Source organism: Gorillibacterium massiliense (assembly GCF_000455485.1).
Classification (GTDB): Bacteria; Bacillota; Bacilli; order Paenibacillales; family NBRC-103111; genus Gorillibacterium; species Gorillibacterium massiliense.
Map to the genome: position 1 here is coordinate 40,536 of NZ_CBQR020000139.1, position 25,009 is coordinate 65,544.

Genomic DNA, 25,009 nt, shown 5'->3' on the forward strand with positions numbered 1-25,009 from the left:
AATGCTAGAGAATATGACTCCAGAGAGAATTGCGAACTCTATAATGCAAGACACTACCTTTCCAGGATACTACGTAATAGTTGAAGGGAAAAAGGATTATAAATTTTATCGAAAATTCATTAACGAGAATCACAGAATAAAAGAAGCATGGGGATGTGAAAAAGCAAAACAGGTACTTAAAATATTGACAGAAAGAAATTTCGAGAGAAAAATAGGGATACTTGATTCTGACTTTTCTAAAATACTTAATGATACTTATTCACAAGTTAATTTATTCTATACAGATTTTCATGACATTGAAGTAATGATGCTAAAATCAAATGCTTTTAAAAATGTCATAAATATTTATTGTACAGAAGAAAAAGTATTTGGTTTTAAAAAGGAAAATAATAATGATCTTCTGGGAATTATCTTTAATTTAGGCACAGAAATAGGGCTTCTACGATTAGCTAATACAATATATGATCTTGGTTTGATTTTTAAACCAGAAAAGCCAGAAGGAAACAAATTGAAATATCGTGATTTTATTAATGAAGCTGATCTGTCCTTTTTAGGACACGATAAAATGATTGAAACAGTAATAAACTATTCAAGAAATCGATCCTCAAAAATGAAATCAAAAGAGGAGATCCTTAATAAGTTAATAGAAGTTGCTCAAAAATACTATGATATTGAGCAACTTGTAAATGGCCATGACCTTACTAATATATTGTTTATACTTATGAAAAAAGTACTAAAAAGTACTAATGGCATGCTGTGTGACTCCGATTCTGTTGAATATTCACTGATAATGTCATATGAGTCAAAATACTTTTTATCTACACAATTATTTATGGAATTACAGATATGGTCATCAATAAATGGAGTAAACCTATTTCAAGAAGAATTAATAGATCTAGTTACTCCTGTTGATAGTGGCCTAAAGCAGGCAAATTAATACCTTATAATGTCTTATTTCAAAGAAAACATACATCCCACACTACAAAATGCGAAAAGCCTATTAAAGGCAAACAACAATTCTCTGAGTCCGGTTGCGGGCTTTCGTTCAAACTTGGACTACACCCGTAGAAGCTTTTGTTACGTTATCTTCGGACAGGGGCTCGACTCCCCTCGTCTCCATTGAAAGGCTCATAAACGAACATTTATTTACTATGCTAGAGGATTTGCTACAACAATTTGGTTTTAAGAAAACAATAAGAGCGAGTGGATTTTATTCTTCTTCGCTTTTTTTGTATTCAATAATTAAGTAATAGTGAGTTCACACTACAATTAATAGTTTTAGTTGTATAATGTACTAAACAATATATCAAGACGATGGATTGAGAAGAGGAGTAATAGGTGAGTGCAACAAAACAAATAAAATGGGAACTAAAGGACAATGTAAACGACCACGTTAAGAAAATCGGAAAACCTTAGTCTAAAAATACCAAGAGGTAAAAGCATATAGAAATACAATATTTTATGATTTAGGTTTGAAGCATCTTCAAAGAAAGTAGAAGAGGCTACGAAAAAAGTAGCTGTAAATAAACTAAAAACGTTATTGGGTATTACTGGTTATGAGGAAATATAATCAAGACAAGGACTTTTGTGTTTGTATGAAATTCCAGATAACAAAATCTAGTATATTCACTATGGAGGACAAAGCATGTCACTTCCAGCTGAGCTAGCCAACATTTTCAAAGTCAAACAGAAGTCTTATAAGATGGTCCTCATCCTTTCTATGATTGAAACATGGAAGAAAGCCCAAAGCAGAAGCTTGCCCATAGACAAGATTGCTTTGCGATTTGCTGCTTACTATAAGAATAGAGAAGACAATAATCTGCAAACGGATCCCCCACCAAAACACTTGGCTCTAAGCTGGGAAAGTATAAGCATTCCACAAACAAAGGCTCTTCTTGAAACCCCAATAGACGCTCTTCGCTCCATTATCAAGAAAACAGATAATGGGGCTTCTCTTACTTTCCAAGATCATATCTGGGTTATGGGGCCAGAGGTGCTGGATGAGCTTCAAAAATATGCGAACGAAGAGCTTGATCTATACAATGATCAGCTTAGTTCAGGGTTTTCTTTAAAAGAAAGTATCGACCACATACTTCAAACATACAGCACAGCAAAAACCCAATCTTTTTCAAACCATCTATTAGGTACAATGGTAAGAAGAATCATACCCGAAGGGTTACGGCAGTTATCCTTTTTATCAGATCAAATAAAGGTGCAAGGTTCTGTCGGTCAGGGGAATTGGGCGACCGTTCCATGGATTGCCCTACTGGATAAAAGGATTACCGATACTACTCAACATGGAGAGTATGTGGTCTATCTTTTTGCTGAAGACATGAGTGCGATGTATTTAACCTTGAATCAGGGTGTAACTGTGCCTATAAACCAATATGGTAGAAAACAAGGTTATTCCTATTTACAAGAAAAAGTGAAGGTGCTAAGAGAACAATTACCTTTACATGGCTTCATAAAAGATGAAAATATCCAGCTGACGTCAAGCGGATTAGGGCGAGACTATCAAGTTTCAACGGTTGCCTACATTCGATACGACAAAGGGGCTATTCCAGAGGATGATGTTCTGTTTGCTGATCTGGAGAACGTAATGAATAATTATGATCGCTACGTCAAGTCGCAACAGGGTATTTCAATAGATGAAGAAATAGATGTTGAAAAAGAGGAGGAAAAACTCGTGGATACCTGGACGGTCTTGGAGCGGATCGCTCACATAAAAGCTTACATCCAACATAAAGGGTTCATGTATCCGGATGGGTTGATCGAGAATTTTTACCTCTCCTTAAAAACGAAGCCCTTCCTCATCCTGGCAGGAGTTTCTGGTACAGGGAAAACCAAGCTTGTGAAGCTTTTTGCTGAGGCATTGGGGGCTACCTCCGCCAATGGTCAATTCGTCTTGATTCCCGTTAGGCCGGATTGGAATGATTCATCTGATCTTGTGGGATACAAAGATCTATCTGGTGCTTTTCGCCCTGGGCGATTAGCAGAAGTACTATGCGAAGCATCTAAGTCCGATAATCGAAACAAGCCCTATTTTATTTGTCTAGATGAAATGAATTTGGCTCGCGTTGAACACTATTTTAGTGATCTGCTCAGCATACTGGAAACGCAAGAATGGCAAAATGGAAGAATCGTAACAGCACCTCTCATTCAGCGGACATCATTATCTACTGAAGAGGATCAAGCTCGTTTTGGCGATTTGGTAATTCCGGACAATGTCTATTTCATTGGTACTGTAAATATGGACGAGACGACTCATCCTTTTAGCAAAAAGGTACTTGATCGGGCTAATACGATTGAGTTTAATTACATTAATCTCTCCCAATTTCCTGTGGGGCCATTAAATACTCCCTCACCGATCGCTATCCCAAACTCTTTTTTAAGAAGTGAATATCTGCAACTGGTGGATGCCTATGAAGGTTCAAAGGAACTGATTATAAACGTAACCAATCAACTGGTAAAAATAAACGAAATACTCGAAGAGATTCATGCTCATGTCGGTTTTCGGATCCGGGATGCCGTTTGTTTTTATATGATTTATAGTCAACGGAGCAATTGCAATCGGAAGACGAAGCCTTCGATCTTCAGCTTCTTCAAAAAATCCTCCCCCGCATCCAAGGTAGCAATAACTCGGTAAAAAGAGTTCTTTTATTGCTCTTGAAGGAATGTATAGGGGAGCCTATATCTATTCAAGATTACATGGACGATGCATCTCCGCTATATATGGATGGTGGAGCTGACGGGTTATTGACCAAGGCCAAGTACCCCAAAAGTGCACATAAACTCGCTTTTATGCTGCGGAGGTTAGAAGAGGATGGCTTCACCTCATACTGGTTATCGTAATGAAACGGTGGAACTACTTCGGATTGAAACGAATCTGTTCAATTTGTACATACAGGGACGTCCTTTTCATCCAACGGTAGAGACGTTACAGCTGCATCGAGATGACTCCAATACATGGGTGGACGCTCATTTTCACGTGGGTGTCTCTTCCTCAAACCATATTCTTAACTCCGTTCAGTTTTTCTCTCCTCGGACGCGCAAGCTTGAAGACTGGACTCAAGATCAAGCTTGCGAACCTATTTTTTTCGAAACGCAATCCTATGAGGTTGTCATTGAAAAAAAGCAGGAGCTTCCGATCGCCTTTCATCATGAGAACATTCATTTAAGGCAGGCGATAAAGCCGCTTGGCAAAATGCTTTTATCGGGAGTACTCAATTTTCAAAATGAAGTGGGTTTGACTGAGCTTGAGTTACGGCTTTACGGCCAGACCATTTTTCGTCTGCAGTTAGAGGTCTTCCCGTCCAAAATGGATTATAAACGGGATTATGAGGTCATTTTGCGTGATGTGAACGAGCAGATCTACAACCTGTCTTTTGATTTTTTGCGTAAAACCTATCATTTGACGGAGCTCAAGGAAACAAAGCAGCAGAGTGTGACGGAGTTTTTTACGATTTTACAGCATATTTTTAAGCAGCTTGTTCAGGCAGTGGATCGCATAAAAATAGCCCCGCATTATAAAATGCAGGTCACAAACCGAAAAGTGGAGGCCAGTAAAGCGAGAAAAGCAGGTAAAGAGAACATCGCATTTTTAAGTAAGCGACATGAACTGCTTGTTCCTAATGTGCAGCATGGATATATAAACGTACAGGGTAAAAGGATGCTCCCTAGTCATGTTTTAGAAACAAAGAGATACATGGACTATGATACGGGGGAGAACCGTTTTGTCCGTTGGGTGTTGTATCGAATTGCTGGGAAACTAAAATCTCTTCGCGTGCACCTTCAAGAAAGGGATCGGAGGATCGATCCAATGCTAATGAAAAAGCTGGATCTTATGAATAGCCAAATGCAGCGGTTGTTTCGGAATGATTTTTTGCAGGTTGGGGAAATGACTCATATGTCGGTATCTCTTGTCCTTCAAATGGCGCCAGGCTACCGAGAGGTGTACCGCTATTATCTGATGCTGATGAAGGGACTCTCGATTCAAAGCGATCTTTTCCGCTTGTCGATGAAGGATTTAGCCCAGCTTTATGAATATTGGTGTTTTCTGAGAATCCATCTGCTGATGAGCAATAAGTATGAACTACTGAAGCAGGATATCATCGAAGTGAATCGGAATGGGATATTCGTAACGTTGGATCGCAGTCAATCAGCAAAAATGATCTACCGCAACCCACTTAATGGAGAAACCTTTACGCTCTATTACAACGCACTGCCTAAAGGGGACAGCACTTCGACGCTAGCGCAACGCCCCGATAACATTCTCACCCTGAAAAAGAATGATGCGGCAACGGAGTATAAGTATATTTTTGATGCGAAATATCGCTTGAACCCCGCCTATGAGGGAACCCCTTACTGGGAAAAGTATAAGCAGCCGGGGCCGGAGGAAGACGACATAAACACGATGCACCGCTATCGGGATGCCATTGTGTATCGGGAAGAAAAACGCGGAGAGTTGGAACGAAGCATGTTTGGGGCATACGTTCTGTTTCCGTATCCAGATGAGGCTAAGTTCCAGGAGCATAAGTTTTATAAGAGTATTCAGCTTGTGAACATTGGGGCGATTCCTTTTTTGCCGAATGCTACGAGTTTGATGGAGTCGTTCTTGGATGAGATCATTCAAGATAGTCCGGAAAAGGCTTATGAGCGTTCGACAAGGCCGAGGGGAACAGCGGATTATTTCAAGAATAAGTTCACTGGGAAGAATGTTCTTGTCGGTTCGTTAAGAGGCCCAGCTCAATTGGCAATAGCTTTAAAGCATAAGTTTTACCATATGCCATTAAAAAATATAGTGGATCATAAACTGTTGACCCAAATCGAGTATATTGCGATGTGCCAATCCCGAAAAAAGTTTCAAGTGGAAGAGCAAACCGGCATCCAATGGTTTGGGGAAATTGTAGATTGGAAAGTAGTAAAGAGAAAGGAAATTATAGAGATCCCAGTTCGTGAAGGCACTGGTGAAGAGCTCTACGTTAGGTTTGCAATAAAGGAATGGAAGAAACGGCATATTCGTATTGCATTAGCTGGTAGCTACATACATAAATGCCTATACACAAGCAAGTACATGTTTGATCGGGCTCAAGAGATTGCTGAGCTTAGGCTGGACTCCGAGGAAGATCTAAAAATCTGGAGAGAAGCCCGTAGGTCTGGCAAGGTAAAAGTGAAGCTGGATAATGAGCATGTGGATTTGGCGAGGAATGTATTGGGGATTGATGTGGAGTGATGAAAAAGGGGCCGAAATGGTCCCTTTTTTGTAGAATTTTTGAATTTACAAATTTCGTGATTCGACTAATATCCATAATTATCCTGATTGTGTAAACTCCTCGTCTACCTCAACGATATCAATGATTTGCCGGATGTCCTTAATATCCAACGCCTCAGCGATACGTTCAATATGTTGAAAATTAATGTTCTCTCTTTTTCCGTTGGATAACTCGCTCAAGGCGGCATGGCGAACATCGGATAAGCGTGATAATTCACGCAGGGTAATGTTGTATTGCTTAATTAATTCTTGAATACGAATAACGACCTTTTTTGCCATCACGCATCACCATCGGTTCTAGGATTTGACTATACGCATAAGCGTACCGTATAATGAATTTAGTATTGGTACGCATATGCGTAATTATTCGAATGTTGGGTGGGATGAAGGATGTGTGTAGCGGTGGATGGCCGTCATCTTTTGGCTCAAGAAGAGGATGAATTAAAACAGAAGATTTCATTTTGCGAGGGTTGCCTCTTAGAGATTCTAAAATACATATCAAACTGCTCGATGAGTGGTATGGAAATCATGGCTGAGGAGATCCTAACCAAGATTCATGCGATAGAGCAAGACTTGCGAACGGATCTTTTGCATTTGCGATTGGAAATGGGAATCGTGACGGAAGAAAAGCGACCATAATCGGTCGCTTTTTCAGGAAACGAATCTATTCAATTTGCACATACAAGGACGTCCTTTTCATCCATCGGTAGAGACGTTACAGCTACATCGAGATGACTCCGAACACCAACGATAATAAAATTCTAGGGATAGTATAGATTCACTTAATCTACCCTGACCATTCTTGTTCGGGATGTTATGTAATGTAAGCAACCTATTTGCGGGAGGTGGCAAGAATGCGATGGGAAGAAGTTCGTGAACAGTTTCCAAATGAATGGGTCGTTTGTGAGGCGCTGAAGTCCCGCTCGGATGACGGTTTTTGGCTTGTCGATGAGGTGGCGGTTATTGATCACTTTAACGATTCAACAGTTGCCATGAAGCGGTATTACGAATTGCATCGCGCTCAGCCTTATCAGGAATATGGTTTCTTCCACACATCTCGTGAAAACTGGAACTTCGAGAAAAATGGGCGGGGGTACGTGGGACCAGATGAATATAGATATAAGATGCAGGATCGGCGGGATCAATATTCAGTGCCGATTTGGTAGCAGCTATTGGAGTAAAGATTGAGCCGGGGGATTTTTTGAACAAGATTAGAGGTGTGGGTGGAGTGGAAGTCGTATACTCCAAGCGGCTTGATTTTGTGAAAGCAGGAGAGGCTAATCTCTCATCGTTTGAAGTGGAAATCGGAGATATGAATTATGGCATGGAGGTAGACGGCATACTCGGGTTTGACTTCATTCAGTTAGCTGGCCTGGTGATAGACTCTAAGGAACTAATCGTATCGTTAAAAGAGTAGCTAGACGACCTATTGGAGGATTTTGTTTTCTGAGGGTTAGTTATTACAGTGAGTGTGCTCTTAAAGTGACATGCTCACTTTTTTATATTATTAGAATGCATATAATTGATAGCTATACTTCGCCTGATGCCACTACGGTAAACGTCGCTCGTCTATTAGGGACGTCGTCAAACCGGGATGGTGATGGAGTGTATTGGAAATAAATAGTAACAGTTCACTGGCTTCAACGCTGGTTGGTTTTCTCTATGCATTATTTGCCCTGTACATGCTATGATAATGTCATGTGATTTTAGGAGGCACGATTATGGACAAAAATGTATTTAAGCGAATGGGTATTGAATTGAATGAGATTGACTCGGCGGAGAAAGTTGAATTAGCTCCAGGCGAAACCGTAAAATTACAAATTCCACGTGAAGCGATTGAGCGTGGGCGTATAGAAAGCTATTTGCGTGAGTTTGCTAACTATGACAACAAGAAAGATATGCGGGGCTGTCTCCAGCTCAGTTTCGAAGGCTATGATTCAGATCCTCGCGAAGTCTTTGAAATCAAGGAGATTCGTGATTGGTTGTCACGTATCCTGTCTAGTGTTCCCCACCTGTTTTATTTCCTTTCTTCGGAAAATGACAATATGCAGATCGCTTTTTCCTGTATCGTTCCGATCACTCTCACTGCCGATGGTCGAGCAGGGTATACGTCAACTGCGGCTAAATCGACGATTGAAAAAATCAGCCGGAACGCTGTTGCCTACGCCAAAAAGAAAAAGGACTCAGCTGCTGTGCAGTACGCGCTGGCAGAAGCAATCCTTAGTGAAACCGGATATGAGCATCTATAACATCTTTGCTATACTGCTTACGAACATGGATTAGGAACTGAGTGGATAGAAGATTTGATCGTGTATATAAAGGGGCAGGAGGGATAACCTCGCTGCTCCTCTTTTTTCAATTGCTATGTTGTTGAATGATAGCTGTAAGGCCTTCAAAGGTATACCGATGATTAACCATATCTACTGTAAAATTTTCGGCTGCTTTCTGTTCCATCACAAAATGATAGCCATTCAACTTTAGAAAAATAACAAGTGCAGTGAAGGCTGTTCTCTTATTTGCATTATGGAACGGATGGTTCTGGCTTATTGATTCAAAGAGTGCTGCAGCCTTTTCAAATATTGTCTCATCGGCGCCTTCTTCAAGGGCAGAAGATTGTGGTCGAGAAACGGCGGACTCAAGCATCCCCCTGTCTTTAACGCCAATGGGTTCCCCAAAACTGTATTTCTGAATCGCAGCCACATGAACAGCGATGACTTCTTGAACGGATAAGTACCGGATACTCGATATGTTATCGATCCTTCAAGCCCTTAAGAGTAACGTCATACTGGTTCATAACCTGTGATAACGCCTCCACGAACTCCGCGCTAATTCCTGATGGTAATGATACTTTATTTGCTTTTCGTATAATGATTTCCCCATTATTTTCATTAACATCGATTTGTACGGTATCGCCAATGTCGGCCCCAATTTGCCTTAAAGCCTCTGTCATGGTAATACCAAGACTATTACCGAATTTGACTACCTTGCGCTCCATCTTGATCACCTTACCCATGGAAATTCCCTCCCTATCAGGTTATTCAATTGTTATAACACTTACACATTGGTTGTGCGAATAATTCAAAACCATAACCGCAAGAGATAGTGGTTTTTTGCTTTTTACTCTAAATCTTCTAATATGAAGCTATAACAGATGTGCTGCAAGGCCAGACGCTAACGGTATGCAGCAGGCGTATTTCCGTGACCACGCTTCAGATTCACTGGACCGGATTGGCTAGATCAAGCAGATAGAGTTGTTCTAGATGCTGATCCGGTAGTTAGGGCCTCATTCTAGTCGGGCCGTGACCAGCATTCCGTTCGCTTCCAATCCCTACTAAAGATAACGGTAAAATGTCTATACCTTCCCAAGTTGAATGTGTGAAAAGTATGAGATATCATACAAGTATGTGATTGATAACAAAGGGGGATGTTTTATTTATGCATCGCGGAAATGAACAAGGGCGCGACCATGGGTTTGGAGGACACGGAAAAATCCTCGGCACAACATCAGTTGGCGAAAGAGGGCAAGTGATTATCCCTGCTGAAGCTAGAGAGGAACTCGACATTAAACCTGGCGACAAATTCCTGGTGTTTGGGAACAAACGCAAGGGCGCTGTCATCATGGTGAAGGCAGAGATTTTCAATAAGTTCGCGGAGTTCTTCCTGAGCAAGTCAAAGAAGTTCGAAAAAATGGCGGAAGTCATTTTAGGGAAAACCAATGCGGCAGATCTGGATGAAGATGAGGAAATCATTGAAGAGGAGGAAAAATGAAATACTTCTTTAAACTCTTTTCCAACAAGAGATTCCGGATAACCATGTCCATGCTCATGCGTTTCGTCTTGCAATATTGGTTTTTGAGTAGAGGGAAACGCTTTATGTCAAAAGAACGTGCCGAAGCGAAGATGAAAGCCTTGTTCAGGAAACAGGCAGCACGTTACACAAAAACGGCTGTTGAATTGGGTGGGCTTTTAATCAAGCTTGGACAGCATGTCAGCGCGCGCATTGATATTCTGCCGAAGGAATATACAGACGAGCTTTCGAAGCTGCAGGACTCTGTCGCTCCTGTTGCAACGGCGGAAGTCATTTTAAGAATGGAAACTGAGCTGGGTCGGACAGTCGGTGAAAGTTTCGCCGAATTTGATCATACGCCGATCGCTGCTGCTTCTTTGGGACAAGTGTATAAGGCCACTCTTCGAACGGGTGAAAAAGTCGCTGTAAAGGTGCTCCGCCCCGGAATCGAACGCATCATTGCAACAGACTTGGATTCGCTGAGAATTGGTTTGAAGTTTCTTGGGAAGAAAACAAAGGTCGGAAATTTAGTGGATTTAGATGCGCTTTACGACGAATTCTACGTGGTTCTTAGCGACGAGCTGGACTATTATAAGGAAGGCGAGAGCGCCGAACGCATCCAACTGAATTTTATAGCGAACGATGAAATCCTGGTTCCAAAAATCTATTGGGATTTTACGACGCACAAGGTTTTAACGATGGAGTTCTTAGATGGTGTAAAAATTAATGAACTGGATCGGCTGGATGAGTGGGGAATTGATCGCCATAAGCTTGCTAAGAATCTCTATGAAATTTATATGCAGCAAATTATTGTGGACGGATTCTTCCATGCCGACCCGCACCCTGGAAATGTGCTTGTCCAGAAAGACGGAACGATTGCACTGGTTGATTACGGCATGATGGGCAGCATTTCCGAAAAAATGAAAAACCAGATCGTGGCGCTGATTATGGCTGTCTATTTGAAGGATTCAAAAGGCGCGATTGATGCCCTGTTTGATCTTGGTTTTCTTCGGAAAAATGCGGATGTCGATGTCCTATCGAAAAGCTTGACCGTGTTGTTTGAACAAATTATGGGCGGGAAAGTCCAGGTCGACTACCTCGGCGACGAAGCTATGTTAGAAGAATTCAGAGAGTTTCTCTATTCTCAACCGTTCCAGTTGCCATCCAACACGACTTTTTTAGGGAAAGCCGCCATCACAGTCTATGGACTTTGTTCCGCCTTGGACAAAGATTTTGATTTTATCGAGAACGGTAAGCCCTATATAGAAGATATAATGACGGATGACCTCAAATCGAGCACCTTTAAAAATATTTTGGGGCAAGGCAAGCAGTTTTTGAAGGGCATCATTCCGTCGACGAAGAAGTTCGTTTCAGCCATTGAAAAAATCGATTCCGGAAGTCTGAAAGTCAAATTACCTTCAGAATTCGAAGAAAGATTAATCGAAACGCAAATTCGCAACACTAGTCGCATCGTTTCAACGATTATCGGGGCAGTCCTCTTCATAACAGGTGCGCAGTGGATGGGTGGGCAGCATCAGGATGTTTCGCCTTATCTGATGGCGTTGGGCGGTTTAATGATGCTATTGCAAATGCGCAGCAAGTCCAGTAAGATGAGCCGCCGTGCAAAGCGCATGCAAGCTATGTCGACTAATGCGGGCATGAATAAACCAAAATTTCACCCTTAAGATAAAAAGGAAGCGGCCCAACATTCTCAGTAACACGCGGCGGTGGCTTGTGGATTTGCAAAGCCACGGTTCTCCCCCATAAGAAAAACCCGCTAGATAGCGGGTTTTTTGCTTTATTAGATAGATTTGTAGTTTCTTTGAAGACAAGAACCTTTCGAAGTAGAAATTACCCTAGAAGCTTTTTCTTTGTATTTTGGAATTCTTCATCGGAGATAATTCCTGTGTCCCGGAGTTCCGCGGCTTTTTTTATTTCGTCCATTGCTGAAGTATTGGGTGCTGTCGTTGGGGCGCTTCCTATTACGGCTTTGTAACTTTCGATTAATTTTTTTGCTTGAATCATTCCCTCATACTGTTGCGCGTTTAATAGAGTTATTACGCTGACACTTTGGAGAATATCCCTTTTGGTTCTGTTGCTGTCTATTGTTTCCCCGTTAGCTAGAATCTCGATGTAACCGGGTCCTTTAAACAGACCGGGCTGTTTAATATGAATTTCGGTTATGTTTTGAATCATCATTACTTTAGGACTCTTCTCAACAGCGTTAACATTGCTTGGCATCAACGTCACTTTGTCAGACTCAATAATTAACGAACCATTATGACCCTTGTATTCTTTAAACATATCATTTACACCACCAAATAGTTATTTGGTTAATTATAACAAAGGAAAAGTTTCTAAACTATGTATTATTTAACTTGTTATGCGATGAATTAAAAGATGCGAAAGGAAGTATGGAGGTCATAGTGAACCTTTTCCCGCAATTGTGAAATGACGTAGCTTTCGATGTATTCCCGTCGAAGCTCGGGGTTCTTGTAGTTTTTTGTCCGATCCCGATTGCCACATGGTAAGTGACGCACTTGAATTTATTGCGACCATTGACCACTGAATTTCGTATTTCCCATCATGGCATACGCCAGATTGAAAAATCATGTTACTGGGTGTGCTTCAGGATTTCGTTAATGCCCTCGTTCATTGTATTATTAAGTTAAATGATCACCTTTAAGGGAGCTGATTATCGTGGGAATCTTATCAAGATTCAGGGATATTATGAGGGTCAATGTGAACTCCATATTGGAGCGGGATGATGATCCGGAAAAGACGATCGATGAATATATGCGGACCTTGAACAGCGATCTAGGAAAGGTAAAGTCCGAAACGGCTTCCGTGCTCGCAGATGAACGAAGAGCGAAGACGCAGCTCGACGAATGCAGTGCCGAGATCACGAAGCTGCAGCGATATGCGGAGAAATCGGTAGAAGCGGGCAATGAGGATGAAGCCTTGAAGTTTCTGGAGAGAAAAGCGAAGTTAGGCGAGAAGTTAACCGAGCTGCAGGCGGCTTATGATCTTGTTGCCACAAATGCGATAAGCATGAAACAAATGCAGGATAAGCTTGTGTCGGATCTGGGACAACTGGAGGCTAGGCGGGTAGAGCTTAAAGGGAAACTAGCCGCTGCGAAGCTGCAGCATGGTGGAAATTCAGGCCGCTCCTCTTCCGGAGATGTTCAGGCTTCCTTCCGTACGATGGAGGAACGGGCCGATCAAGCGTTGAATGAAGCTGAAGCATTGGCTGAACTGAGGGCAGGAACGAAGGATGATGACCTGGACACGTTGTTTGCACAATTGGACAAAAAGTCAGCTACACCTGCCCATACAGAGAGCCCGCCCAAACCCGAGGATGAGCTGGCTGCAATCCGAGCAAAAATGAAAAAGGAATAAAGTACTTTGCTATTCCTGATGTCGTGGAGGTGAACAAGATGAACGTTATTGAATACAAATGTCCTAACTGTGGCAGCGGTATGGTGTTCGACTCAGAGACGGGGATGTTGTCTTGTCATAGTTGCGGAAGAAAGGATAATATCGAGCAGATCCCTGATCCACTTAGCCAGCAAGGTGTTTCCCCGGATGAGGTTCAGGAGTATCACTGTACCAGTTGCGGAGCTGTCATTATCACGGAAGCGGAAACAGCGGCAACGGTTTGCAGCTTTTGCGGCTCGGCTGTTATTCTCGGTGATCGCTTGAGCGGGAAGATGGCTCCTGGCTTGGTTATTCCATTCTCCATCAGCAAGGATAAGGCGGTACAGGCTTTCCGAAAATGGTGCAAAAACGGTCTTCTTACCCCGAGCGGGTTCATGACTGCCGATCGTATTAAAGGGATGACAGGTATGTATGTCCCCTTCTGGTTATATGAATTACATAACAAAGTAGAGGTAGCCGGTCATGCCACGAAAGTGAGAACGTACACAGAAGGCGATTACCTATGTACGGAAACGCAGCATTTTGAGATCTACCGTAAGCTTCAGTTGAATTATTTAAGGGTGCCTATCGATTCGTCGGAGAAGATGAACGATACCCTGATGGATAAGCTGGAGCCTTTTCCCTATGATCAACTGAAGAGCTTTAAATCTCCCTATCTGGCCGGTTATGTTGCGGAGAAATACAGTTATACGGATACGGAGATGCTGCCGCGGGCGAAGAATAAAATCAACGGGTATATGGAATCGGCTATATCGTCTGCGGTGTCGGGGTATTCTAGTGTTGCTTTTACGAATAAGGATATTGATACAAAAGTACAGAATGTGGATTATTGTTTGCTTCCGGTATGGGTGGTTCACTACGATTACAATAGACTGGAGTACACGTTTGCCATGAACGGTCAGACGGGCAAGGTCGTCGGCAAGCCTCCGATTAGCAAGGCGAAGGTGGCCGCGTGGTTTGCCGGTATTTCTAGCGTCTCCTTCCTCTTATTAAAATCAATCTCATGGATGATGGGGGGAGGATTCCTGTGAGGAAACAAGGGGCATTTCTGGCCGTTCTGTTCTTCTTCGTGGTGTATCTGGCCGTCCCGGCTCAAGTCATGGTAGCGGCAGCGGAAGAGAAAACATTGATTTACGATGATGCGAAGCTGCTTACTCCCGGACAATTGGATAAACTAAATACGATGGCGAATCACTATGGTGCTAAAAGAGAAACCGATATGATCGTCGTTACTTCTAATAACCCCAACAACATCGATGTCCAAAAGATGACGGAAGATTTTTATGATGAACATGGACCCGGGTACGATAAGTCCCATGGCAACGCAGTCATTTTGACACTGGATATGAGAAATCGTGATGTGTATTTGGCTGGGTTTTCTAAGGCTGAGCAGTATCTGGGTGATGGCAGGCTTGATAAAATACGGGGTAAGATAACATCTGATCTATCAAGTGGCAATTATGAGCAGGCATTCGCAACCTATATCAAGACCTCCTATAAGTATATGGGTTTCAAGCCCGGGGTAAATCCAGATAACGTTTTGTTTAATATCTGGTTTCAATTGGGGGGGGCCTTGGTTATTGGAGGTATTGTTGTTGGAATCATGGTTTACCGCTCTGGTGGACGCGTCACTGTAAATAGCCACACCTACGAGGATACAGGCCATTCAGGAATTATAGATCGGCAGGATCAGTACATTCGAACAACCGTAACACGACAAAAAATTCAAAAAAACACTGGCGGTGGAGGTGGCGGCGGTGGCGGCGGGGGTACCACTGGAGGCGGTTTTTCGCATAGCGGCAGCAGAGGGAAATTTTAATTATACAAATGGAACGAAAGAAAGGGATGAAGGAGCGGAGAAACCGATTGTTCTGGAAAAGCGTCAGCGGTCGCCTTTGTGATCGGATTCCTACCTTATATGGGCTTATCTAAATAGGGAATCTGAGCGCAACAGCGATTGGAAGAATAATCAGGTTTTGCAGGGACGGAATCCTTACAATCGTAAGTTCAACTTATAGAGGTATCGTATCTTAACCAATAGGAAGGGGCATATATATGGGACTTTTTACAAATCAATTTTCAAACGTTGTGGAATGGGAAGAGTTCAGGGATGATATGATCTTTTGGAAGTGGAGCAACCGGGAAATTAAGAAAGGCAGTAAACTGATTATCCGCCCGGGTCAAGATGCCATTTTCGTGAACAATGGTAAGATTGAGGGGATATTTCAGGATGACGGTGAGTATCAGATCGACTCGGATATCATTCCGTTCTTATCCACGTTAAAAGGATTTAAATTCGGCTTCAACAGCGGTATGAGAGTGGAAGTTTTGTTTGTGAACACGAAGGAGTTTACCGTTAAGTGGGGGACGCAGAATCCAATCATGATCCCTACACCGGAGCTTCCAGGCGGCATGCCGATACGCGCAAACGGAACGTTCAATTTTAAAGTGAATGATTATACGAGGATGATCGATAAAATCGCCGGGGTGAAAGCCAGCTATCTTGTTGATGATATAAAAATTCGCATCACTTCTGTGTTGGATCAGCTGCTCATGAAGTGGATCAGCAAAGAAGGGAAGGACATGTTCAATCTCCAGATGAATGCATCACAAATTGCCAGAGGCATTCGTGAGGATTTGGATATGGAATTGTTGGATAGCGGAATGACCATTACGGGCTTTCAAGTGATGAGCTTTAATTATCCTCAAGAAATCCAGGATATGATTACGAAGACGGCTTCTCATGGAATGATTGGAAACATGCAGAAGTACCAGCAGGTAAGCATGACCGATGCGATGGCTTCCGGTAAGTTGCATGGCGGTGGGACTGCTTCGGACATGGCCGGTATGATGATGGGAATGAACATAGCGAATGAAATGATGAAAAATATGAATCAGAACCAGAACCAGAATCAGAACCAGAATCAGAACCAGAATCAGAACCAGAACCAGAATCAGAACCAGAACCAGAATCAGAACCAGAATCAGAACCAGAATCAAACGCCCCCATCTTCTCAGGGGGGGAGCAAGCTTAACTTCTGCCCTAACTGTGGTGCAAAAAACGAAGGAGCTAACTTCTGTCCGAATTGTGGCCAAAAGCTGAGCTAATTATGGTGTCGCTTGATTTCGAAGAGGGGATCGACTATCCTTGACTCCATAGAAAACGCAAAGGAGCTCACATTCATAGTGGGCTCCTTTTATTGTAGAATGAATATAGGATAATTACCTGTGAAAAGAAGGTTGTAGTGATGAACCGTCCACCTTATGATCCTGTTCAAGCAAACTCAACAAACCTGAGTATACCGGGCAGGTATCGTGAATGGAAGCCTAGCCTACAACTTAGTAAATACATTTTTTGTTACTGGTATACGCAACAAACGAACTATTCAAAGCTGGAATGTCCAGACAGTGTCGAGATGATAGTTCCCGATGGATGTATTGATATAGTATTTCGAATAGATAGATCTCTGCCTGATATCCAAGGCCTTATTATAGGAACTATGGATCGGGCTATTATGGTTGATATGGAATATGATCGTGTTGAGAGCTTTGGTATTCGGTTTTATCCTGGGGGATTACAGCCATTTGTAAGGGAGCCTGCTCATTTATTTACTAATCGTATAAATGACCTTTCTGATGTTGCCAAGGGATTCGCGCAGGGGTTAAAGGGCCATCTTCATTGGACTTCTTCCATTGATCAAACCATCTACGGGCTAGAAAGATACTTGCTCTCTAAATTATCCGATGATTTGGTCTGGGAGGATACTTTTCAAAATTGCCTCATGCACATTTATCAAGCAAAGGGAAATATATCGGTGAAAGAAATTGCTTGTAAAGAGGCAATCAGTGAAAGGCAACTTACGCGGATATTCTATGGTAGGGCTGGTGTAGGAACGAAAACCTTTTCTCGAATCATAAGGTTTCAACACCTGCTAAGGCTCTTGCATGGTACTGAGAAGATAACATTAACCGATGCAGCAATCCAAGGTGGTTATTATGACCAGGCTCATTGTATACGAGAATTTCAGGATCTTTGTAGTATTCTCCCTTCAGACTATATGAAACCTCGAATTTAATTCTGTCTGTTTTATACAATCGGAATGGTTGCACTGGATGGTATCATGTGCTAATGGAACAGAAGGAGAGGGTCAGATGGAAAATATTCAACAGAAGTTGGAAAAATACATGCAGAAATGGTCAGATTCGAACCGATTCAGCGGAACGATTTTGATAACTCAAGGTGATCGGTGTCTCTTGAGAAAAGGATATGGTTATGCTAATTATGAGTATCAAATACCTAATGAAGCTTCAACCATTTTCAATATTGGCAGCATTACAAAACAGTTTACAGCCGCAGCTGTACTACAGCAGGTTGAAAACGGAAAATTGAGACTCGATGATTGGTTAGGGTCATTTTTGCAAGAGTATAAACATGCTGGTATGATTTCGATTCATCATTTGATGTCATCAACATCGGGCATACCGGATTACACGGAGCTTCCTGAGTATAATACGAGAGATAGGTTGTCAGTGGATAGAATTATCGAATGGCTGAATGCCAGGCCACTGAATTTCACCCCAGGTCATAATGTTCAGAAAAGCAACTCAAACTTTGTGCTCCTTGCTAAAATTGTTGAGATCGTTTCAGGCATGGATATCGAAACCTACTTTCAGAAATATCTGTATGAACCGGCTAAACTCGAATTCACAGGAGTATGCCATAACGAAGATGTCATTGCTAATAAAGCTTATGGATACTCTGTTTCCGGGGAAGGAGTCGTTCAAGCGGACTATTACGAGATGTCTGGTGCTTATGGGAGCGGTAATCTGTACTCGAATGCGGATGACTTGTTGAAATGGACCAAAGCCTTAGCTGAGGGGGTCATAATTAACAAGGAATCTTATCAAAAAATGATAACTCCAAATGGATTTTTGTGGTACATAGGGGCATCAGTAGGTTATGGTTGCTCAGTAAATGGTGATCCTGTTAATGAGGTATCTGTTGATGGCAATATATATGGTTACACCTGTTGTATTCAAAAATATCTAAAGGATAATTTTACTGTTATTGTACTTTCCAATAATGATGCAGTTCCCACCAGCAGAATTGTAAAAGGGATTAAAAGTATTTTGCTCGCTCAAGAAACCCAAATCATTGTGAAACCGGATATGCATGATAATGTAGATTATAGAAAATACATCCCATTAATGGGAGAATATTATTTTCCACCGACAGGCTGGCGATTTGCTATTCGTTTCGAAAATGGATGTTTGAATGTTGATCGGCTCTTTATTCAAGAATCCAAACGAAAGAAGTTTGGATTAAAGTTGGTATCTGATCATGCTGATCTCGTTGTTTTAGCATGCGAGGTTTGTGATAGTACTTTTTTCTTCCATAGAGATGCTAAGGGAAATGTGCAGAAGGTCGTTTATACTTGGGATACATTAGAGCTACCCTATGAACCGAAGATGGATGCACAGCCCGATATAGCGGGCTAGGAGCTAACCTATAGTGAGATACGCTAATGGGAATCGGGTGACGTGGAGTAGACCAAATGTAGACATCAGATTATAGATGCTCAATGGTGATCTGATGCAAAGCGTTTTGACTATTTCTAGTTTTCAGTCTATACTATAGCCAGTTTTCAATATGAGGGGGACGTATCGAGTGTCTGCTGTTGTTCTTAGATAGTTAATTGCATTAGGTTTATTTCATTTAAATTGCAGAAATCCGCTTATTGAAGTGGTTTATTTCTACATGAAATAAATGGAATAACCCTGCATTAGTTAAGAACATGGGACATCGACTACTTCCAGTTGACTGCGGAACCGTGCTCTCATACACGGTTTTTTTTACATTATGTCTTTATTGTCAGGACTCACAGGTTTTGACATTCATTTGAATGGGACATCATGTTTTCCGTTAATCAATTATCTGAGGGGCAGATGATGAACGATATGTTCAATTTCTGCCCTTTTTTGTTTTAAATAATGAGAAAGTAATCCACGAAGTTTAGGCACCCATATTAATAGATTGGTAGGTAGATTAATTTGGAACATAATTTGATCATGATTGCTCAAGGTTTAGCCGAAGTGCTTCAACGCGGAAAGGTACGTCATTTAGAGCAAGGATTTATGACAGATGCTGAACGGGGGTGGTCTGGTGCGGATGTACATCGTATAGAGGTTACTTACGAGAATGGTCAAACGGAGAGCATGATATTTAAAGAAGCTGCTCTAAAAGAACGCATGGCGATGAAAACGTTCACGGACCAGGGTCATCGGAACACGCCCGCCGCTTTCTCACTGGATATAGAAACAGATGAGCCTAGATGGATGGCGATAGAAGATCTGGGAAGGGTTAAATCTCCTCCCCCTGGCGTAGAGTGGTCGCCAAAGGTTGCCGAGGCATTAGCCAGAATCCATGCCCGTAATATGCAAAGAGGTCCGGAGATGCTGTGGCTCCCCCATGCCGACGGTCATTATTGGAAAAATTATTTAGTTACGCAAGTGTCTGTGGATCATTTTGAAACACTTATGGAGCAAAATCCTGAATTTTGCATGGAATTTGGCGCTTATCTGCCATCACTGCGTGAAAAAGCCAACGCTTTTGCATGTGATATGGCGGCTTTGTACGAGGAGAAGGAAAGCCTGACTCTCACGCATGGAGATTTGCAGTCAGTAGATGGTTCCCACATCCATTATTATAAGGGAAAACCATATTTTATCGACTTCGGGTGGTGCTATTATGCGCCTTTTTATATCGACCTTGCCAGTTATTTTAACTTTGAGGATGCCAAACTTTATTACAACGAATTAATCGCAAACGGCATATCACTTAGCTATGATGATTTTTATGAAAGATTGAGGGCCGCATTTCGTTACTCTGGGTTGATATACTTATGCCCCAGTATTAGACAATGGTCTCTCGGGCCAACTGAATTAACGGGTAAACGTCTGCTTCAGATGTTGAAGATTATACTTACTGGTGAATTTCCTGAACGTAGGATTGATTACTCCAGTGTGCTTTTCGCAAAACTGCTCAAAGAACATAAGAACGGCACACTTCATAAGCTCAATTAAATGGTTTCATCTTATTGGTGGACCTCTTAAATCGCTAAACATTACAAAAAGCCGAGGAATGCTTGCCTTTTCGCAGACATGTCCTCGGTTATTTACTTATCCTCACTTTTTCTATTTAGACTGCATAAATAGGTACATCTAAGATGCCTAGAGGTGGATGTGGATGATTTATTATTGTCCTTACTATATTCATTTGATCGACTTTGCAACAAGAAAAAACACAACGATCATTGATGAATGGAATTACGTCCTTGCTCCGCCTCCGCCTAAGCTTCAATTCGTTACTGTCGACCCGAAAACAAGCGCACTGCTCGTTTTAGATATGGAAATGAAGATATGTAATAATCCTCGCTGTATTGCATCCATCTCAACTATCAATCCGTTACTGACGAAAAGCCGTGAACGGGGCATGTTAGTTGTCTATAGCCTTACGCATAATGGAAATGTCTCGGATATTGCTCCTCAGCTTTCTCCCTTGCCTAATGATCCCGTTGTGAAGTCTAACGTTGATAAATTTTATGAAACCGATCTCGATCAAATCTTAAAAGAGCACGGCATAAAAACCGTGCTCGTTACCGGGTATGCCTCTAATGGTGCAGTCCTTCATACAGCGACAAGCGCTGTTTTTCGGGGATATCATGTCATTGTTCCTGTTGACGGAATTTCAGCTTTTAATCCTTATGCCGAACAGTATACAGCTTGGCATATGTTGAATAGTCCGGGGACCCGGAACCGGGCCGTTTTAACCAAAGGAGATTGGATACAATTCGGTCTCATCTAATTCTAACTAAACACTCCGGCGAATTGTGGATTCTTTGCGTTTTCAGGAATGTACCTATTATTAGCTATTTCAGATCAAATCCTTTGCTTTTCACATATTGCGTGTACCCGTCCAACGGCAGATCGTTATCCATCATGGCGATAAATTTCCCGGACCAGCTTGCCTTCTGTTTGTTGTTCGTTCGCGCGCCGTAATACTCCTCGATTTCCCGGTCATACCTTTCGACCTTATCTTTAAGATCGCGATTATCATCATACCGGTTTTCAAAAAAAACGGCGGACCGCGGCAAGCGCGGCTTTTGCTCGGGGAGTTCGTCGGGAATGCCGACCGCAAGACCGACCAAAGGAACGACGTAATCCGGCAGGCCAAGCCATTCGTCCAGTGCGGGCAGAGCTTCGTTAATCCCGCCAATCATCACGGTTCCGAGCCCCATGGATTCGGCCGCCAAATTGGCGTTCTGCAGGGCAAGTGCGGCACTCAGCACAGCAGTTTGGTAAAAATACGAGAAGCTCAGGTTACGGCTCATTTTTTCCTGTTGGTCCGGGTCGGCGGCCAGCATCATGCGGTGAAGATCGGCGCAAAAAACGAAAAAGTACCCGCATTCCTCAATCGGCGGATTTTTCGAATGCACCGAGATCTTCTTCCGCAGTTCCCGATCCGTAACGCCGATGATTGAGAACGGCTGCATATGCGCCGAGGTCGGCGCCATTTGCGCCGCATCAACAATGGCTTCAATTTGCTCGCCGGTCAAAGGGATACTTTTAAACTTGCGGATGGAGCGATGCTGGCGGATCACTTGCATGACTTCATTCATTTAGATTCCCTCCAAATAGATCGTTTCTGTGGAAGCTTAAGGAGATAGTGTTCGGGTAAAAGGTTTCCATGGAAACCATATTAGCAAGAAATAGTTGGTCTGTCAAATGGTTTCTGCGGAAACCATGCTATAATAAAAAGAAAAAAGGTAGGCTTGCCCTATGCCAGATATGAATGATGAGTTTCTTCAGCTCAAAACCCGCATCGAAAAATCAATATACCGGATCCTCATCAGCGAAACCGACGAGGATCAGGATCGGCTTTGGCTTGTGGAACGCATCTCCGACGACCGGCTAAAAAAGCTGCTGCCTCGGTTATCCATCTCAAGCCTGCATGTTTTGGACGTCATCAATGCGCATGAAGGAATTAAGGGGGTCGATATTGCCCGCGAAATGGGGATAACGAAAGGCGCCATCTCCAAAATTACCCGCAAATTGCTGGATCAGGGCCTGATTAGAAAAACTCAGCTGCCGGCCAACCAGAAAGAAATTTATTTTTCCATGACTCCGCTTGGTACCGAATTGGCCGAGTTGCATCGGATATTTCACCAGGAACAGGATCAAAAAGCGATGGAATTGTTGTCCAGCTTTGACGCGGCGTCACTCAAAATCGTGGCAGATTTTCTGGAGAAGCTGGCCAGTATGCGTAGCCAGAATTCGACGTGTTAGGATGTTAGAAGAGACACCGAACAGGTGTCTTTTTGCTTGTTGAGAATTATCTTCTTTTGCTAGGTTGACGGTGTCAATGTGGAGATGCATAATATGTGCCTCCACCATCAAAAAACCGACCGCATGAAGTCGGCTTTTTTGCGTAGAGCGGAGGGGATTCGATCGGCGCAAGACAGGCCGCGAGCTTATTGACTCGCGGCCTGATTTTTAAAGCATTACATGATCTACTTCGCCAACAGATTGTATAGCACCTGCACCATTTCCGCCCTTGTAGTTGTGCTTGTAGGGGTGAGTTTTCCGGCGTTGCCGACGATGCTTCCTGTTTCGACCAGCAGCGTCATGGCTTCTTTTGCCCAGGAGTCGATCAGGCTGGCGTCAGTGAAATCAGAGAGCGTCTTACCGGAATTACCTTGCGGTAGTTTTCCGATAACCTTCAAGGCATTATAGAGCAGGGTAAACATTTCCTGGCGTGTGATTTCCTTTTCCGGTGCGAACCTATTGTTACCCACGCCTGAGGAGATGCCGAGCCGTTTTGCCGCTGCAAGATAGCCGGAATAGTATGTATTGCCTGCGTCGGAGAAGGTATCCGCCGGATTAGTGTCCGCAGCTATATCATATGACTTCATCAGCATGACAAGGAAATCTCCACGGATCAGTTTTGCATCAGGACTGTAGTTCCCATTGCCTGTACCAGTGATAATTTTCCTTGCGGCTATAAAGGAAACCGCCTTGCCATACCACGAGCCTGCCGCCACATCCTTAAAGCTAACTTGATTGTAGCTTACAGCGTAGTAGCTGAAGTGGGTGGTGGAAAAGGTCACGGTTCCTGTGATTGGGTCATAACGTCCGTTTGGTACGGAGACCGCCTTCCCGCTGTCGTCAATGTACCAGATAACAATGCTTTCGGGGTTTACAAGCTCGGCAATTGTCGGTGTGTAGGGTATGGATATAATGACCGGTGCCTTGGGATTATTCCACTCGATCTTCTTTCCGCCTATATTCACTGCCAGTTGGATCAGCGGCCTATCACCAATGGATGCTTTTACGCTGTCAGGCATACCTGATATATCGCCCCGGCCGATGGTAATTTCAGCTTTCTGTCCTTCTAAACCCAAATTAACTGCCAACATATTCGCAGGAAGGGTTATGGTTCCTATATCGGTAGCGAAAACCAAAGTACCTTTTCTATCTGGCGTGGACAGGTAATCAACGGGAATCCCTAGGGTATAGGTATTCACACCAGGGATGGCGGGCATGGTGATGACAATCGGTTTTTCACCTTTTGGCATATATTCTGCTATATTTGTCAGGTCTACCGCTGCGCTGCCGGCACCCGTATTTGTAATAATAGGCAGGGTGGTTCCCGATGTGCCGGTTCCTGATACAATCGCATAGTAAGTCGGTGTGACAGGGGGATTTATGCTACCGCCACCGTTGCTGCTACCACTACTGCTGCCGCCATTGTACATCCACTTAGCAAATAGGGTTAAGTTACCGGCTACAGTATCTATGCTGAAATTCCACGCGTTAGTATAGGATGATTCCTTATACCAGCCAACAAACGTATAGCCTGATAATGTAGGTGCAACCGGCGCGGTTATCGTAGAGCCTGAGGTAACACCACTTATATTTGATACAGAACTACCACCCTGGGAGTCAAAGGTGACAGTATAGGTTAGGGCTTGGGGAGTTACAGTTGCCGATGACGTATTGTTGCCTGTGTTTGGGTCAAACTGGTCAGCATGCGATATAGTCGCTGTGTTTGTTTGCGCAGCCGATGAGGCAACCACAGCTTGGAGCTTGAGAGATGCAGCCGAAGCTGCTGTGGCTGTTCCGACAGTCCAGGCTCCTGTTGCGGGGTTGTAGGTTCCTTGACTTGGCGTTGCAGAAACAAATGTGAGACCGGCTGGCAGCAAGTCTGTTACTTCCACAGCTGTTGCAAGATCAGGCCCATTATTTGCAACAGTGACGGTGATGGTTATCGTGTCTCCAACATTCGGCGTTGCGCTGCTCACAGTATGTGTGACGGAGAGGTCTGCCTGTTGGGGAGTTACCGCTGCCGATGCCGTATTGTCGCCTGTGTTTGGGTCGAGCTGGTCAGCGTGCGATATAGTCGCTGTGTTTGTTTGCGCAGCCGGTGAGACAACCGTAGCTTGGAGCGTGAGAGAT

The 25,009-nt window shown here is 43.1% G+C and carries 24 protein-coding genes; 18 read left to right on the forward strand and 6 right to left on the reverse strand.

The annotated features are described in order from the left end of the window. Position 1 precedes the first annotated feature (1 nt). The 3 genes from TJ79_RS18065 (at position 2) to TJ79_RS18075 (ending at position 6,232) form a co-directional block, all read left to right on the forward strand. Positions 2–937, forward strand: a complete 936-nt coding sequence (locus TJ79_RS18065) for a DUF4435 domain-containing protein (protein WP_040951740.1) — start codon at positions 2–4, stop codon at positions 935–937. A 708-nt stretch (positions 938–1,645) separates the two neighbouring features. After that, complete coding sequence (locus TJ79_RS18070; protein WP_238323059.1) at positions 1,646–3,646, forward strand: MrcB family domain-containing protein; 2,001 nt, start codon at positions 1,646–1,648, stop codon at positions 3,644–3,646. A gap of 177 nt (positions 3,647–3,823) precedes the next feature. Beyond that, entirely contained in the window at positions 3,824–6,232 is a 2,409-nt protein-coding gene (locus tag TJ79_RS18075; protein WP_040951741.1) for a restriction endonuclease-like protein, read from the forward strand. Between the two features lie 78 nt (positions 6,233–6,310). Here the strand turns inward: TJ79_RS18075 and TJ79_RS18080 are convergent, their stop codons facing one another. After that, the gene (locus TJ79_RS18080; protein WP_040951742.1) at positions 6,311–6,550 is read right to left on the reverse strand and encodes a helix-turn-helix domain-containing protein; all 240 of its coding nucleotides are present in this window, start codon (positions 6,548–6,550) and stop codon (positions 6,311–6,313) included. A 111-nt stretch (positions 6,551–6,661) separates the two neighbouring features. Between TJ79_RS18080 and TJ79_RS18085 the strand changes: the two genes are divergently transcribed. The 4 genes from TJ79_RS18085 (at position 6,662) to TJ79_RS18100 (ending at position 8,520) form a co-directional block, all read left to right on the forward strand. Continuing rightward, entirely contained in the window at positions 6,662–6,910 is a 249-nt protein-coding gene (locus TJ79_RS18085) for a hypothetical protein (protein ID WP_052339722.1), read from the forward strand. A 215-nt stretch (positions 6,911–7,125) separates the two neighbouring features. Continuing rightward, positions 7,126–7,437, forward strand: a complete 312-nt coding sequence (locus tag TJ79_RS18090) for a hypothetical protein (RefSeq protein ID WP_238323060.1) — start codon at positions 7,126–7,128, stop codon at positions 7,435–7,437. Further along, on the forward strand, positions 7,431–7,688 hold the full coding sequence (locus tag TJ79_RS18095) for an aspartyl protease family protein (RefSeq protein ID WP_238323061.1): 258 nt from the start codon (positions 7,431–7,433) through the stop codon (positions 7,686–7,688). Before TJ79_RS18090 ends, TJ79_RS18095 begins: the two co-directional genes overlap by 7 nt. Positions 7,689–7,992: 304 nt before the next feature. Then, on the forward strand, positions 7,993–8,520 hold the full coding sequence (locus TJ79_RS18100) for a hypothetical protein (protein ID WP_040951743.1): 528 nt from the start codon (positions 7,993–7,995) through the stop codon (positions 8,518–8,520). 106 nt (positions 8,521–8,626) lie between these two features. Here TJ79_RS18100 and TJ79_RS18105 read toward each other — a convergent pair whose 3' ends face one another. Next, positions 8,627–9,019, reverse strand: coding sequence for a type II toxin-antitoxin system death-on-curing family toxin (locus tag TJ79_RS18105; RefSeq protein WP_040951744.1), 393 nt, complete (start codon positions 9,017–9,019; stop codon positions 8,627–8,629). A gap of 1 nt (position 9,020) precedes the next feature. Further along, a complete protein-coding gene (locus tag TJ79_RS18110; RefSeq protein WP_040951745.1) occupies positions 9,021–9,284 on the reverse strand; it encodes an AbrB/MazE/SpoVT family DNA-binding domain-containing protein in 264 nt (87 codons plus the stop codon). Between the two features lie 395 nt (positions 9,285–9,679). Here TJ79_RS18110 and TJ79_RS18115 point away from each other — a divergent pair, with 395 nt between their 5' ends. Beyond that, positions 9,680–10,039, forward strand: a complete 360-nt coding sequence (locus TJ79_RS18115) for an AbrB/MazE/SpoVT family DNA-binding domain-containing protein (protein ID WP_238323062.1) — start codon at positions 9,680–9,682, stop codon at positions 10,037–10,039. Between the two features lie 44 nt (positions 10,040–10,083). Further along, positions 10,084–11,742, forward strand: a complete 1,659-nt coding sequence (locus tag TJ79_RS18120) for an ABC1 kinase family protein (protein WP_238323063.1) — start codon at positions 10,084–10,086, stop codon at positions 11,740–11,742. Between the two features lie 166 nt (positions 11,743–11,908). Here TJ79_RS18120 and TJ79_RS18125 read toward each other — a convergent pair whose 3' ends face one another. After that, positions 11,909–12,361, reverse strand: a complete 453-nt coding sequence (locus TJ79_RS18125) for an SHOCT domain-containing protein (RefSeq protein WP_040951747.1) — start codon at positions 12,359–12,361, stop codon at positions 11,909–11,911. A 396-nt stretch (positions 12,362–12,757) separates the two neighbouring features. Between TJ79_RS18125 and TJ79_RS18130 the strand changes: the two genes are divergently transcribed. The 8 genes from TJ79_RS18130 to TJ79_RS18165 all read left to right on the forward strand — a co-directional run bounded on the left by TJ79_RS18130 (position 12,758) and on the right by TJ79_RS18165 (position 21,359). After that, complete coding sequence (locus TJ79_RS18130) at positions 12,758–13,456, forward strand: PspA/IM30 family protein (protein WP_202903341.1); 699 nt, start codon at positions 12,758–12,760, stop codon at positions 13,454–13,456. Positions 13,457–13,494: 38 nt separating this feature from the next. Then, a complete protein-coding gene (locus TJ79_RS18135; RefSeq protein ID WP_040951749.1) occupies positions 13,495–14,526 on the forward strand; it encodes a TFIIB-type zinc ribbon-containing protein in 1,032 nt (343 codons plus the stop codon). After that, complete coding sequence (locus TJ79_RS18140; protein WP_040951750.1) at positions 14,523–15,314, forward strand: TPM domain-containing protein; 792 nt, start codon at positions 14,523–14,525, stop codon at positions 15,312–15,314. Before TJ79_RS18135 ends, TJ79_RS18140 begins: the two co-directional genes overlap by 4 nt. 236 nt (positions 15,315–15,550) lie before the next feature. After that, positions 15,551–16,603: an SPFH domain-containing protein gene (locus TJ79_RS18145; protein WP_040951751.1), complete on the forward strand. Its 1,053-nt coding sequence runs from the start codon at positions 15,551–15,553 to the stop codon at positions 16,601–16,603. Positions 16,604–16,743: 140 nt separating this feature from the next. Further along, complete coding sequence (locus TJ79_RS18150; protein ID WP_040951752.1) at positions 16,744–17,571, forward strand: helix-turn-helix domain-containing protein; 828 nt, start codon at positions 16,744–16,746, stop codon at positions 17,569–17,571. Positions 17,572–17,647: 76 nt separating this feature from the next. Further along, positions 17,648–18,994, forward strand: coding sequence for a serine hydrolase domain-containing protein (locus tag TJ79_RS18155; protein ID WP_040951753.1), 1,347 nt, complete (start codon positions 17,648–17,650; stop codon positions 18,992–18,994). A 552-nt stretch (positions 18,995–19,546) separates the two neighbouring features. Further along, the gene (locus tag TJ79_RS18160; protein ID WP_052339724.1) at positions 19,547–20,578 is read left to right on the forward strand and encodes a protein kinase family protein; all 1,032 of its coding nucleotides are present in this window, start codon (positions 19,547–19,549) and stop codon (positions 20,576–20,578) included. 163 nt (positions 20,579–20,741) lie between these two features. After that, entirely contained in the window at positions 20,742–21,359 is a 618-nt protein-coding gene (locus TJ79_RS18165) for a cysteine hydrolase family protein (RefSeq protein WP_040951754.1), read from the forward strand. A gap of 64 nt (positions 21,360–21,423) precedes the next feature. Here TJ79_RS18165 and TJ79_RS18170 read toward each other — a convergent pair whose 3' ends face one another. Beyond that, positions 21,424–22,173 (reverse strand): NADPH-dependent oxidoreductase, encoded by a 750-nt coding sequence (locus tag TJ79_RS18170; RefSeq protein ID WP_040951755.1) that lies wholly within the window; start codon positions 22,171–22,173, stop codon positions 21,424–21,426. A gap of 160 nt (positions 22,174–22,333) precedes the next feature. Between TJ79_RS18170 and TJ79_RS18175 the strand changes: the two genes are divergently transcribed. Then, positions 22,334–22,840, forward strand: a complete 507-nt coding sequence (locus tag TJ79_RS18175; protein WP_052339725.1) for a MarR family transcriptional regulator — start codon at positions 22,334–22,336, stop codon at positions 22,838–22,840. A 224-nt stretch (positions 22,841–23,064) separates the two neighbouring features. On the opposite strand, the gene TJ79_RS18180 is transcribed toward TJ79_RS18175, so the two are convergent. Next, a partial coding sequence (locus TJ79_RS18180) for an S-layer homology domain-containing protein (RefSeq protein WP_040951756.1) occupies positions 23,065–25,009 on the reverse strand: 1,945 nt, incomplete at its 5' end.

What these genes read in the sequence shown, in the direction of transcription:
- TJ79_RS18155 (WP_040951753.1), top strand. Translation starts at nt 17,648, where the DNA reads ATGGAAAATATTCAACAGAAGTTGGAAAAATACATGCAGAAATGGTCA.
- TJ79_RS18135 (WP_040951749.1), top strand. Translation starts at nt 13,495, where the DNA reads ATGAACGTTATTGAATACAAATGTCCTAACTGTGGCAGCGGTATGGTG.
- TJ79_RS18100 (WP_040951743.1), top strand. Translation starts at nt 7,993, where the DNA reads ATGGACAAAAATGTATTTAAGCGAATGGGTATTGAATTGAATGAGATT.
- TJ79_RS18175 (WP_052339725.1), top strand. Translation starts at nt 22,334, where the DNA reads ATGCCAGATATGAATGATGAGTTTCTTCAGCTCAAAACCCGCATCGAA.
- TJ79_RS18145 (WP_040951751.1), top strand. Translation starts at nt 15,551, where the DNA reads ATGGGACTTTTTACAAATCAATTTTCAAACGTTGTGGAATGGGAAGAG.
- TJ79_RS18120 (WP_238323063.1), top strand. Translation starts at nt 10,084, where the DNA reads ATGTCCATGCTCATGCGTTTCGTCTTGCAATATTGGTTTTTGAGTAGA.
- TJ79_RS18125 (WP_040951747.1), bottom strand. Translation starts at nt 12,361, where the DNA reads ATGTTTAAAGAATACAAGGGTCATAATGGTTCGTTAATTATTGAGTCT.
- TJ79_RS18150 (WP_040951752.1), top strand. Translation starts at nt 16,744, where the DNA reads ATGAACCGTCCACCTTATGATCCTGTTCAAGCAAACTCAACAAACCTG.
- TJ79_RS18090 (WP_238323060.1), top strand. Translation starts at nt 7,126, where the DNA reads ATGCGATGGGAAGAAGTTCGTGAACAGTTTCCAAATGAATGGGTCGTT.
- TJ79_RS18110 (WP_040951745.1), bottom strand. Translation starts at nt 9,284, where the DNA reads ATGGGTAAGGTGATCAAGATGGAGCGCAAGGTAGTCAAATTCGGTAAT.
- TJ79_RS18070 (WP_238323059.1), top strand. Translation starts at nt 1,646, where the DNA reads ATGTCACTTCCAGCTGAGCTAGCCAACATTTTCAAAGTCAAACAGAAG.
- TJ79_RS18065 (WP_040951740.1), top strand. Translation starts at nt 2, where the DNA reads ATGCTAGAGAATATGACTCCAGAGAGAATTGCGAACTCTATAATGCAA.
- TJ79_RS18075 (WP_040951741.1), top strand. Translation starts at nt 3,824, where the DNA reads ATGGCTTCACCTCATACTGGTTATCGTAATGAAACGGTGGAACTACTT.
- TJ79_RS18085 (WP_052339722.1), top strand. Translation starts at nt 6,662, where the DNA reads ATGTGTGTAGCGGTGGATGGCCGTCATCTTTTGGCTCAAGAAGAGGAT.
- TJ79_RS18165 (WP_040951754.1), top strand. Translation starts at nt 20,742, where the DNA reads ATGATTTATTATTGTCCTTACTATATTCATTTGATCGACTTTGCAACA.
- TJ79_RS18170 (WP_040951755.1), bottom strand. Translation starts at nt 22,173, where the DNA reads ATGAATGAAGTCATGCAAGTGATCCGCCAGCATCGCTCCATCCGCAAG.
- TJ79_RS18080 (WP_040951742.1), bottom strand. Translation starts at nt 6,550, where the DNA reads ATGGCAAAAAAGGTCGTTATTCGTATTCAAGAATTAATTAAGCAATAC.